The organism is Thalassospira sp. B30-1, from assembly GCF_015767575.1.
Classification (GTDB): Bacteria; Pseudomonadota; Alphaproteobacteria; order Rhodospirillales; family Thalassospiraceae; genus Thalassospira; species Thalassospira xiamenensis.
Genome location: NZ_CP065232.1, coordinates 2251667 through 2264221 on the forward strand (window position 1 = coordinate 2251667; position 12555 = coordinate 2264221).

Consider the following 12555-nt stretch of genomic DNA (forward strand, 5'->3'; position numbering starts at 1 on the left):
GCATTGTCATCGGCACCAACCACGAATTGTTAGGCTTATCATATGCTTGCTGGCATTCGCTCTTTTTCGAAATCAATCTTTGCCAAGATCATCCTCGGCGTGATTGCAATCAGCTTCGTCGGATGGGGCCTGAATGCGTCGATGCTCGATCTTGGAACATCGCGTCAGGTTGCTGAAATCGGCAGCCAAAATATCAGCCCCGCCGAACTGGATCGCGCCTTCCAGCGCAGTATCCAGAACATGCGCAGCGTTTTCGGTCCGAATTTCGACCGTCAGCAAGCCATCCAGATGGGCCTTTTGAACAATACGGTTCAAAATCTGGTTTCCCAGAAAATCCTGCGTGAAAACGCCAAGGAAATGGGCATCGGCATCAGCAACGAAAAAGTGCGCGAGACGATTTTCGCCTCTCCGGGCTTCCAGAATGAAACCACCGGCCAGTTCGACCGCGAACGTTTCCTTCAGGCGCTGTATTCCAGCGGATATACCGAACCGGAATTCATCGAAGGTGTTCGTGGGGACATGATGGGCCAGCAGGTTGTCGGCAGCCTCGCCGGTGCCGTCAGCGTCCCTGACGTCATGGCACAACAGATTGCCGCCTACCGCAACGAACAGCGCAGCGGCAGCTTCTTTGCCCTGAATGCTTCGGAATTCGACACGATCGAAACGCCCGATGACGCGACCCTTCGTAAATATCACGAAGACAACGCACCGCAATTCACCGCCCCCGAAAGCCGCGATGTGACCCTGGTCACCCTTTCGGCGAAGGATCTGGCGGCAAATATGGATGTCACCGAAGAAGAAATTCTCGAGGCATATAACCATCGCCTGCCGGAATTCCAGACTCCGGAAAAACGCGTTGTCGAACAGATCCTGTTTGCCCCCAATGAAAAGGAAAGTGCCCAGGAGGCCTATAAGGCGCTTCAGGGTGGTGCCGATTTCATGCAGGTCGCAACCGACGATGCCGGTATGGATCCGTCGATTGTCAAACTTGGTGAATTCACCGCCGACAACATCCTTCCCGATCTGCGCGATGCGACGTTTGGCCTTGAAGAAGGCGCATTTTCCGAACCGGTCGAAACAGCCCTTGGCTGGCATATCATTCGCGTGACCGGCATTACGCCGGAACAGACCGAAACCCTTGATCAGGTTCGCGACGATGTCGAGGCCGGTGTCCGGCAGTTCAAGGCCGAAGACGCGATCTATGATCTTGCCGCCAAGCTTGATGATGAACTTGGTGCCGGGACCCCGCTTGAAGAAGCCGCAAACGCGGTTGGCGCAAAAACCTATAAACTGAACGACGTTGTGCGTGGCGAAGGTCTGGGTACTGAAATCACCGACAGCGGTGAGATCAATGCCAAGATTTTCGAACTCGGCAAGGGCGAGGAAAGCTTCCTCGAAGAAACCTCGACCGGTGTTCGTTATGTCGCACGCGTTGATGACGTCACCCCGTCGGCACTGCGTCCGTTTGAAGACGTGCGTGATGACGTTGTTACCGCATGGAAAACCGATGAACGCAACCGTCTGATGCTTGAAAAAGCCGATCAGCTTGCCGCATCGATCAATGACCAGAATGCCGATATCGCAACGCTCGCTACTAGCGACAGTGCCGAACTCGAACAAAGCGGCCTGACCAAACGTACCGGTCAGGGCCTCCAAGGCAATGTCAGCCCGGCGGTAGCCGCAGCCCTCTTCACCCTTGAAGAAGGCAAGGCAAAGGCCGTTCAGTCCGGCGACAATGTTCTGGTTCTGAAACTTGATCAGATCAAAGCTGGCACCATTGCCGAAGGCGCTGCCGACCCTGTCGTGACCGAACTCAAACAGGGCCTGAACGAAGACATCCTTGCAGAATATCTTGATTACCTGCAGGACGAGATTTCGGTCAGCGTCAATAACAGCGTGATCAACGGTCTTTATCCGCAAACCGCGGCCAACTGATCCCGATCAGAAATGGGGGCGGCCTTTCATCGGGCCGCCCTTTTTCGTTAAACTCTGCGCTGCCTCATACCGCCCACCCCTAATCGACCAAAATTGGACAGACCATGGAAATCAAACCGGATTTCAACAGTTTCAAGCAGAACTACAATAACGGCATTTCACAGGTTCTCTGGACCTCGCTGACCGCTGATCTTGATACGCCCGTCTCGGCGTTTCTCAAGATCGCCGAAGGCATGCCCAACACCTATCTGCTTGAATCTGTCGAAGGCGGTGCCGTGCGCGGACGCTATTCATTCCTTGGCCTGCGCCCCGATCTGATCTGGCGCTGCTTTGGCCAAAAGGCAGAACTGAATCGTCGCGCCCTTGCCGATGCCGATGCGTTCGAAGATGAACCCGATGCACCGCTTGAAAGCCTCAAAAAGCTGATCGCCGAAAGCCACATCGCCCTGCCCGACAATCTGCCACCCATGAGCGCCGGTCTTGTCGGCTATATGGGTTATGACACCGTACGCCTGATGGAAAAGCTGCCCGATAGCAACCCGGATGAACTCGGCGTCCCTGACGGCATCTTTATCCGCCCGACGGTCACCGCAAGCTTCGATACCATCGCCGATACCGTTACCGTCGTAACCCCGGTCCGCCCCGAAACAGGCATAGATGCCGATGCGGCCTATGATCTGGCCTGTGCGCGCCTCAATGATGTCGTCCAGCAGTTCCAGCGCAACCTGTTCCTTGATCGCCGGTCCAAATCCGCCCCCGATACCCTGCCCGACCCAAAGGTCAGCGTCGACGAGGCCGGTTTTCACAAAATGGTCGATCAGGCCAAGGAATATATCCGCGCGGGCGATATCTTTCAGGTCGTGCTCTCGCAACGCTACACGCTGCCCTATCAATTGCCGCCCTTCGCCTTTTACCGCGCCCTTCGCCGGATCAATCCGTCACCTTTTATGTTTTATCTTGATATCGGCGGGTTTCAGGTTGTCGGCGCCAGCCCGGAAATCCTTGTCCGCCTGCGCGACGGCGAAGTCACCATTCGCCCGATTGCCGGAACGCGTCGGCGCGGCAAGACACCCGATGACGACAAGGTCATGGCCCAGGACCTGCTTGATGATCCCAAGGAACGTTCGGAACATCTGATGCTGCTTGACCTTGGGCGCAATGATGTCGGCCGTGTGTCCAAGCCCGGTACGGTGCGCGTCACCGACCGCGAACAGATCGAATACTATTCCCATGTCATGCATATCGTCTCGAACGTCGTTGGTCAGATCGACGACAAATATGATGCGATGGACGCGCTCAAGGCCGGTTTCCCTGCCGGAACGGTATCGGGCGCGCCAAAGGTCCGCGCCATGGAAATCATCGATGAACTGGAATCGGTCCGACGCGGCATTTATGCAGGTTGTATCGGCTATATCTCCGCCGATGGATCGATGGATACCTGCATCGCGCTGCGCACTGCGGTCATCAAGGACGAACAGATTCATATCCAGGCCGGTGCCGGGATTGTCGTAGACAGCAAACCGGAACTCGAACACAAGGAATGCCAGAACAAGGCAGGCGCGCTTATGGCCGCCGCCCGCGAAGCCCATCGCTTCGCCTGATTTCCTGCATTTTGGAACAAAAGAACAAGGCCCGCTTCATCTGCGGGCCTTGTTCTTTATCAACCTGTCGCACTCGGACTTGTTCGTCGCAGGATGTCGGTCACCGGCACCAGAACAAATCCCTTCGCCTGAATGGCGGGAATCCATTTTTGCAGGGCCTCCAGCGTCAGGTCACGCGGATGGCCAATCGCAATCGCAAATCCCTGATTGATTGCAACCTTTTCCGTCCGCGCCAGCATTTCGGCAATTTTGGTGGCATCATCGGCGTCATCAATGAACACGTCGCGCTCAAGCGCCGGGACATCATATTGGCGTGCCATCGAAAATCCGACCGACTTGGCACTGGTTTTGGAATCAAGGAACAGAAGCCCGCGTGATTTCATCACCTCCATCACCACCTGCATGCGTTCCGGGTCGGATGTGAATTTGCTGCCCATGTGATTATTCACACCGACATAGCCATAAAACCGGTCCAGCATCCAGGTCATCTCGCCCAATATCTTGTCGCGGTCAAATCCGGTGCGCAACGCATGCGGACCTGGATCGACCAATGCCGACGACGGCTCCATCGGCATATGAAGCATCACTTCATGCCCCCGCCCGCGCGCATCATTCACCTGACGCTGAAGGTCGCGCGCATAGGGCAGATAGGAAATCGTCACCGGTCCCGGCAACTCGATGGTGCGTGCGGTGCGCGGCTGATCAAGGCCCGCATCATCAATCACAATCGCGATAACCGGTGCGGTTCCCGTATCAGGGGTAAGGGCTGCGAATTTCTGCCATGGCGGCGGACCATCACTATGCGCGCCCCCGCTGATCCCGCCGGTATCGGGCGACACGGCAGGTTCAGGCGACTTTGTGACCGGTGCCTTCTGCGGTTGTCTGGTTTCGGGCGCAGTTTTTTCACCCGGCACACGTTCACCGACCATATATCCGGTCCGGTCGCGATTGCCGTTGCTTTCGCTGAAATCATAATTGCGGCTTTCCGGTACCGGGGCCGGTGCTGGCGTATATTCCGGTTCTGAATTGGCGGCCCGTTCGCCAAGATCACGCGACGCGCGATCCAGCTCAAGCATACTGCCTGCTGCAATGAATGCCGAAATGGTGCCCGCCACAATCGCACCGCCCAGCATGAAACGGCCAATGCCGCCCGATTTCCTCTTCGGTGCAGCCTTGCTACGGCCTGTTTTTCGCGGTGCCGCTTTTTTCTTTTTGGCGGGTTGTGCCCGGCGTGCCACGCTCTGGTCTCCAGTCTCGTTTGCTGGGTCGTGTTACCCATATGGTGATTATACGCCAATTATCGCGGCTTGTGTTTGGAAGCTTTTAAACCCGATCAGGTTAGCACCCTGTTAAAGCCGCAAACAAAGACCGCAAACAATGGCAGGAAAATGGTTTTTGCAATCGCTTGACGTAGCGGCAATGCCGTTTATTCTCTGCCCGATCTGATATTCACAGCCCGGCGCCACGATGTATCTCCTCATCGATAATTACGACAGCTTCACATTCAATCTGTGGCACTATCTGCGCGAACTCGGTCCCGAGGTCGACGTCCGCCGCAATGATGAAATCTCGGTTGATGATGCGCTGGCTTTAAAGCCCGAAGGCATCGTGATCTCGCCCGGTCCCTGCGATCCGGATCGCGCGGGTATCTGTCTTGATCTGATCAGGGCATCGGCGGGCAAGGTTAAGCTGCTTGGCGTCTGCCTTGGTCATCAGGGCATCGGTCAGGCCTTTGGCGGCAATGTCGTGCGCGCGCCCGAATGCATGCATGGCAAAACCGATGCGATGGTGCACGAAGGCAAAAGCGTGTTTAACGGCCTGCCCAGCCCGTTTGAAGCGACCCGTTACCATTCATTGGTTGTTGATCGCGCAACCCTGCCCGATTGCCTTGAAATCACGGCGGAAAACGGGGATGGTCTGATCATGGGGCTGCGTCACAAACAGCATCAGATTCATGGTGTCCAGTTCCATCCCGAAAGCATCGCATCCGAACATGGCCATGCCCTTTTGAAGAATTTTATAGACTTCCCCGGCGCATGAAACCGCACCGGACCGCTAACCGAGGAAACCCGCATGTCGACTGAATATGACCTGAAGCCGATCCTGGCCAAAGTCGCAAATGGCGAAAAACTGAACGAAGAACAGGCCGAACAGGCCTTCGACGTTCTGATGTCCGGTCAGGCAACGCCGTCGCAGATGGGGGCTTTCCTGATGGCGCTGCGCCTGCGCGGTGAAACGGTCGATGAAATCACCGGGGCGGCGCGTGTCATGCGCTCCAAGGCGACCGGCATTATCGCCCCGCCCAATGCGGTTGATACCTGTGGTACTGGTGGCGATGGCAGCGGCACCTTCAATATCTCGACCGGGGCGGCAATCGTTGCGGCGGCCTGCGGCGCCATCGTTGCCAAGCACGGCAACCGCGCGGCGTCGTCAAAATCGGGATCGGCCGATGTTCTGATGGCGCTTGGCGTCAATCTCGATGCCGATATGGCGCTTCTTGAAAAGGCGCTAAAGGAAATCAATCTGTGCTTCATGATGGCAACGCGCCATCACTCGGCCGTGCGTCACGTGATGCCGACCCGCGTTGAAATGGGCACGCGCACGATCTTCAACCTGCTGGGACCGCTGGCCAACCCGGCCAAAACCAAACGCCAGGTCATGGGTGTTTTCGCCCGTGAATGGGTCGAACCGATTGCCCATGTGCTGAACCGCCTTGGTTCCGAACATGCATGGGTTGTCTATGGTCATAGCGGCCTTGATGAAATTTCAACAACCGGCCCGACCTTTGTCGCCGAAGTCAAAAACGGCACGGTTACGACCTTTGAAATCAACCCCGAAGATTACGGCCTTGAAATCGTCACCCTTGATGCGCTTAAAGGCGGCGACGCCCAGACAAACGCGCAGGCCATTCTCGATCTTCTTGCCGGTAAAAAAAGCGCCTATCGCGATATCGTTCTGCTGAATGCCGCAGCCGCCCTTGTGGTGACCGACATCGCAACCGATCTTGCCGATGGCATCGCAAAGGCCCGCACCGCAATCGATTCCGGCAAAGCCGCAGAAACCCTGCAGGCACTTGTCCGCATTTCCAATCAGGGGACCGCAGCGTGAGCGACGTACTCGAACGTATCTGTAACGACAAACGCGATCATATCGCTGCCTGCAAGGCGCGAAAGTCACTTGCCGACCTCGAAACCGCCGCCAGATCGCAATCCGCCCCACGCGGCTTCATTAGGGCGCTTGAAACATCGGTTGCGGATGGTCGTTACGGCCTGATTGCCGAGATTAAAAAGGCATCCCCGTCCAAGGGCCTGATCCGCCCGGATTTCAATCCGCCCGTTCTAGCACAGGCCTATAAGGCCGGTGGGGCAAGTTGCCTGTCGGTCCTGACCGACATCCCCTATTTCCAGGGCGATGACAGCTATCTGATCGCGGCACGTGCCGCCGTTGACCTGCCGGTCCTGCGCAAGGATTTCATGCTTGACCCCTATCAGGTGACCGAAGCCCGGGCGTTGGGTGCCGATTGCATCCTTCTGATCATGGCAGCCCTCGAAGACGCTCAGGCCGCCGAGCTTGAAGACGCAGCAAACAGCCTTGGCATGGATGTCCTGATCGAGGTGCACAACGCCCCGGAACTCGAACGCGCCCTGAAACTGAAATCAAAGCTTCTCGGCGTGAACAACCGCAATCTGAAAACGCTCGAAGTCTCCCTGACCACGACCGAAGAACTCGCTGGTATGGTCGATGACAGCCGGATGCTGGTCGCCGAAAGCGGCCTGTTCACACACGATGACCTCGCCCGCATGGCAAAGGTCGGCGCGCAATGCTTCCTGATCGGCGAAAGCCTGATGCGTCAGGACGACGTAACCGCCGCCACCCGCAATATTCTTGGCCTCGCGGCCTGATACCGTTACAGGATACAGGCATGGCAGACAAACTTTCGCATATCGACGCTGCTGGTAATGCCGTCATGGTCGATATTTCGGCCAAGACCGATACCGCGCGCGTCGCCATCGCAAAGGGCCGTGTCCTGATGTCGGCGGAAACGGCCCGGCTGATTGCCGAACGCGGCCATAAAAAGGGCGACGTTCTTGGCATCGCCCAGCTTGCCGGGATTATGGGGGCCAAGAAAACCGCTGACCTGATCCCGCTTTGCCATCCCCTGCCTCTAACCTCGGCCGAAGTCACGCTGGAACTCGCAACTGACACCGATGCGGTAGATATTGTCGCGACATGCAAAACCACCGGCAAAACCGGGGTGGAAATGGAAGCCCTGACCGCCGTTTCCGTTACCGCACTTACCGTGTTCGATATGTGCAAGGCGGTCGATAAAGCCATGCGGATTACCGATATTCGCGTTGTCCACAAGGAAGGCGGAAAGTCGGGTACTTTCACCGCCGACTGATCCCTGGAAATACCCAAATTTCGTTTCTTGACCGAAAGAATGCCCTTAAACGGTGATTTTTCGGGTTGTGGTGCTTGACGAACAAGCAGAACCAAAGTAGAACATTTATGTATTCGGTTTGTTCTTATTACTGGTTCGGAAAAAATCATGCTGACGCGCAAGCAATACGAATTGCTGGTCTATATCGATAATTACCTTCGCGATCATGGCATCTCGCCCTCTTTTGACGAGATGAAAGAAGCCCTGAGCCTGAAATCCAAATCCGGCATTCATCGCCTGATCACCGGGCTTGAGGAACGCGGTTTTATTCGCCGTCTCGCCCATCGGGCCCGCGCGCTCGAAGTCCTGCGTCTTCCGGATAATAATGATGACGACGCCGCGGAAACGCCCAACAATGTTACCTCTATCGCCTCCGCGCGAAAGGCTGCGCATCGGCCGGCAACCGTGCCTTCGGCCTTTTCGGAATCGGGTGAATCCGTTTCCCTGCCGCTGTTTGGCCGGATTGCGGCGGGTACCCCGATCGAAGCCCTTCGCGATCAGACCACAATGGTGCAGGTCCCGGCAGCGCTTCTGGGAACCGGCGATCACTATGCGCTTGAAGTTTCCGGTGATTCGATGATCGATGCCGGTATTCTCGATGGCGACACCGTCCTGATCCAGCGTTGCGAACAGGCCAATGATGGCTCCATCGTTGTCGCACTGGTCGACGACGCCGAAGCCACTCTGAAACGCCTGAAACGTGGCCGTGGCGAAGTTCTGCTGGAACCGGCCAATGCGCGTTATGAAACGCGCGCGCTGTCGCCTGATCGTGTCCGCATTCAGGGACGTCTGATCGGTTTGCTCCGCCAATACTGATAGAATACCGAATAAACCGAACAAACCGAAAGAAACGCCGTCGGCCTTGCCTGGCGGCGTTTTTTATTTGACCACCCTGCCCCCGATGATAATCCACGGCCAGATGCCGGACGTTTCACGCACGGTTTCGATCACCGGGGCAGCATCGGGCCGCAACGCAACCGAGACGCCCCCCTGCCACCACAACAGGTCATCATCGATGACAGTCACATCCGGCGCACAGATATCACGCGGCATATCGCGTTTCAGGCTGATGATCATATCGCCATGGCGGCATGCATAGAACGGATTGGCAAGATCATTGGCAATGATCACCTGCCGTCCGGCGATCCTGACGGAACAAACCGTTGCGTCGCATTTTTCGATGACATTGCCGGCATCATGATCGGCGATACCAAATCGCGCCATCCAGACCGACTGCTGAAAATCCGAAATGCCTTCGGGCAGGACAAGTTTGTCGCGCACCCTGTCGCGAATTGCCCAGCTTTCCTGATCCCCCGAAACCAGAATATCCGCCGGGCGATACAGGATTTGCGCCGCAATCGCCACGCATAACGGAATGACAGCCAACCGGGCAATCGCGTTCCCCCGCCAGACCAGCCACCAGGCCATCGCCATCATGATGCCGATGGCAAATACGGCACTAAACTGCTCGACATGCCAAAGCCCCCAGGCCTGATCGGCGGCAAGGCTTGCGGTTTCAATCAACAATGTCAGTCCCGGCTTCATCAACCACAATGCCAGTCCCCCGGCTCCGAACGGCATCAGAACAAGCGTCGCCACAATCAGCGGCATCACCCAGAACGCCATCACCGGAATGGCAATCAGGTTGGACACGATCCCGATCATCGAAATCCGCCCGAAATGAAACCCGATGATCGGCGCGGTCACCGCCGTAACCAGCAACCCGGTCATCACCAGCCCGGCAAAAAACAGCCAAAGCCGGAATAGCCATGACCGATCCCCCGACTTGTCAAACCATCGCCTGCCCGGACCATCATAAAACGCCACCAGAACCGACACCGCCGCAAAGGAAAGCTGAAAGCTTGGCCCCAATACCGCATCGGGCCGCAGGATCAGAACAACCAGCGCCGCAAACGCCACCAACCGCAACGATATCGCCCGCCGATCCAGCAGCAACGCAATCCAGACAATCGTCAACGTCACAAAGGCACGCTGCGTCGGCACACTGGCCCCTGACAGGCCAAGATAGATCACGGCTGCTCCCATCGCCCCGATAGCCGCCCATTTCTTGATCGGAAACCGCAGCGCAAGGGCGGGAATGGCCGCCATGCCAAACCGCAGGAAAAAGAAAACCGTCCCGCTTAAAAGCCCCATATGCAGCCCGGAAATCGCCAGAAGATGCGCCAATCCCGATTTGCGAAGATCATCGGCAATTTTCGCACTGACATCGCCGCGTTCGCCGACAATCAGTGCCTTGGCAATCCCGGCCTCTGCGCCGGTAAGGCTCTGATCGATTGCCGTCATGATCGTCAGGCGCAGACTTTCGATCCGGTCCGAAACCGGCTGCATCATTCCTGTTTCGGCCTTCTTGGTCACACTATATTTATGGCCGAAAACAAACCCGGTCGCCCCGATCCCGTCCAGATATAATCCGCGTGAAAAATCCGGGTCGCCCGGCGCGGAGGCCGCGCGCAACGGAAACAGCCGTGCCGTTGCCACGATATGATCCCCAACGGAAAGCTCATCCCCACCCGGAAGGCTCAATCGCACCTTCCAGTCAAATGCCCGGTCCTCAAGCCCCGCGATCCGCATTGGTGCCACGGTCATGCGCATCCGCCCGCCCCGTGGTTCCAGAAGCGTGATGTCGCCCTCGATCTCTGTCATGTAAAGCGTCTTGGTCAGAAGCCCGGATGGCGCCCTTTCAAGATGGATGGATGCAATCAGCAACCCGCCACAAAAACCCGCCAGCAGCAGAATGCCAAAGAATGGCAAAACCCAGCGTCGCGAAATCCACAATCCGGACAGCAAAAGAATCACCGCAAGGCCGGCTTGCTGTACCGTCAGGCGCGCAGGAAGTGAAAAATACGCCGCACATCCCAACCCGAAGAATATAACCGTGCACAGGATCCAGGAATTTCTGCGCGCGGCCAACAACAATCCTGTTTGCGAAAATATTCTCGCAACATATTGATTTTTATTAATTCCATCACGACTTATTCGACGAATGTACAATAGCCTGCCCGGCGCACAGTTTCTATCTATCATCGGCTGTGGTGCAACACCGCCGCATATGTGTTATAGCGTGCACGCCAAAAGTCATTACGACAAGCAACAACATCCAGCCAACGGATAGAGTGAATGACGGTTGTTACCCGTTTTGCCCCGTCTCCGACCGGGTTTCTACATATCGGCGGCGCACGCACCGCCCTTTATAACTGGCTTTATGCCAAACACACCGGCGGCAAATTCCTGCTGCGCATCGAAGACACCGACCGGGAACGGTCCACCCCCGAAGCCGTCGATGCCATCTTTGATGGGCTAAGCTGGCTTGGCCTGACCGCAGACGAAGAACCGACCTTCCAGTTCGCCCGTCGCGACCGCCACGCCGAAGTCGCCCATGAACTGATCAAGGCCGGGAAAGCCTATTATTGCTATTGCTCGCAGCAAGAACTTCAGGAAATGCGCGAAAAGGCCCGCGCCGAAGGCCGCCCGATGAAATATGACGGCACCTGGCGCGACCGCGATGCATCCGACGCCCCGGCTGGCGTCAAACCTGTCGTGCGTCTGAAGGCACCGCAGGACGGCGATGCCGTGATTTCCGATCAGGTACAGGGCGATGTCCGCGTTGCCAATGAACAGCTTGACGATTACGTTATTCTGCGTGGCGATGGCACCCCGACCTATATGCTGTCGGTCGTTGTCGATGACCACGATATGGGCATTACTCACGTGATCCGTGGCGATGACCATCTGACCAATGCGTTTCGCCAGAAGGCGCTTTACGACGCGATGGGATGGGATGTCCCGACCTTTGCCCATATTCCGCTGATCCACGGCCCGGACGGCGCCAAGCTGTCCAAACGTCATGGTGCGCTGGGTGTTGATGCCTATCGCGATGAAATGGGTTTCCTGCCCGAAGCGGTAAACAACTACCTGCTGCGTCTTGGCTGGGGTCACGGGGACGAGGAAATCATTTCCCAGGAACAGGCCATTGAATGGTTTGACATCAAAGATGTTGGCAAGGGTGCGGCGCGTTTCGACTTCGCCAAACTGACCAACCTCAATGGCGTTTATCTGCGCCAAGCGGATGATACCCGCCTTGCAAACGACATTGCACCGCTGATCGCAAAACAGATTGGCGTCGATGCAATTGACGCAGCGCAAAAAGAAATCTTGATCAAAGGCATGTCAGGGCTTAAAGAAAGAGCCAAGACACTCATCGAGCTCGCCGACTCTTCGGCCTTCTATGTTACGGACGGCGTCATGTCGTTTAACGAGAAAGCTCAGTCCCTGATTGATAGCGCCCCCGAAGGCCTGTTTGCCGAACTGGCAAAGGAACTCGACGCGCTTGAAAACTGGACAGAAGAGAACGTTGACGCAAGCGTTCGCAACATTGCCGAAAAACTCGATCAGAAACTCGGCAAAGTCGCGCAGCCCTTGCGGGCCGTGCTCACCGGTTCCAACTCATCGCCTGGCATCTTCGAAGTAATGATCGTGCTTGGCAAATCCCAAACGCTGAAACGCATCCGCAAATTCGATGCCCAATAACAGCGTAAAATAAAAAACTTAAACACTGAA

Annotated in this window: 10 protein-coding genes; 8 read left to right on the plus strand and 2 right to left on the minus strand. The window is 56.5% G+C overall.

What is annotated here, in order from left to right:
- Window positions 1-42 precede the first annotated feature (42 nt).
- Both IT971_RS10975 and trpE read left to right on the plus strand, forming a co-directional pair.
- A complete protein-coding gene (locus tag IT971_RS10975; RefSeq protein WP_063091933.1) occupies window positions 43-1935 on the plus strand; it encodes a peptidyl-prolyl cis-trans isomerase in 1893 nt (630 codons plus the stop codon).
- Window positions 1936-2039: 104 nt separating this feature from the next.
- A complete protein-coding gene (trpE, locus tag IT971_RS10980; RefSeq protein WP_063091932.1) occupies window positions 2040-3536 on the plus strand; it encodes an anthranilate synthase component I in 1497 nt (498 codons plus the stop codon).
- 59 nt (window positions 3537-3595) lie between these two features.
- On the opposite strand, the gene IT971_RS10985 is transcribed toward trpE, so the two are convergent.
- Window positions 3596-4774 carry a divergent polysaccharide deacetylase family protein gene (locus IT971_RS10985; protein WP_063091931.1) on the minus strand — a complete coding sequence of 393 codons (1179 nt, stop codon included), beginning with the start codon at window positions 4772-4774 and terminating at the stop codon, window positions 3596-3598.
- A 229-nt stretch (window positions 4775-5003) separates the two neighbouring features.
- Between IT971_RS10985 and IT971_RS10990 the strand changes: the two genes are divergently transcribed.
- The 5 genes from IT971_RS10990 (at window position 5004) to lexA (ending at window position 8793) form a co-directional block, all read left to right on the plus strand.
- A complete protein-coding gene (locus IT971_RS10990) occupies window positions 5004-5576 on the plus strand; it encodes an aminodeoxychorismate/anthranilate synthase component II (RefSeq protein ID WP_007089454.1) in 573 nt (190 codons plus the stop codon).
- A 33-nt stretch (window positions 5577-5609) separates the two neighbouring features.
- Window positions 5610-6644: an anthranilate phosphoribosyltransferase gene (gene trpD / locus IT971_RS10995; RefSeq protein WP_063091930.1), complete on the plus strand. Its 1035-nt coding sequence runs from the start codon at window positions 5610-5612 to the stop codon at window positions 6642-6644.
- The gene (trpC, locus tag IT971_RS11000) at window positions 6641-7438 is read left to right on the plus strand and encodes an indole-3-glycerol phosphate synthase TrpC (RefSeq protein ID WP_063091929.1); all 798 of its coding nucleotides are present in this window, start codon (window positions 6641-6643) and stop codon (window positions 7436-7438) included. Before trpD ends, trpC begins: the two co-directional genes overlap by 4 nt.
- A 20-nt stretch (window positions 7439-7458) precedes the next feature.
- Window positions 7459-7938: a cyclic pyranopterin monophosphate synthase MoaC gene (moaC, locus tag IT971_RS11005; protein WP_007089451.1), complete on the plus strand. Its 480-nt coding sequence runs from the start codon at window positions 7459-7461 to the stop codon at window positions 7936-7938.
- 147 nt (window positions 7939-8085) lie between these two features.
- Window positions 8086-8793 (plus strand): transcriptional repressor LexA, encoded by a 708-nt coding sequence (gene lexA, locus IT971_RS11010; protein ID WP_007089450.1) that lies wholly within the window; start codon window positions 8086-8088, stop codon window positions 8791-8793.
- Between the two features lie 63 nt (window positions 8794-8856).
- Here lexA and IT971_RS11015 read toward each other — a convergent pair whose 3' ends face one another.
- On the minus strand, window positions 8857-10908 hold the full coding sequence (locus IT971_RS11015) for a ComEC/Rec2 family competence protein (protein ID WP_063091928.1): 2052 nt from the start codon (window positions 10906-10908) through the stop codon (window positions 8857-8859).
- A gap of 207 nt (window positions 10909-11115) precedes the next feature.
- Here IT971_RS11015 and gltX point away from each other — a divergent pair, with 207 nt between their 5' ends.
- Window positions 11116-12525, plus strand: coding sequence for a glutamate--tRNA ligase (gene gltX, locus IT971_RS11020; protein ID WP_063091927.1), 1410 nt, complete (start codon window positions 11116-11118; stop codon window positions 12523-12525).
- The last annotated feature ends 30 nt before the right edge of the window (window positions 12526-12555 follow it).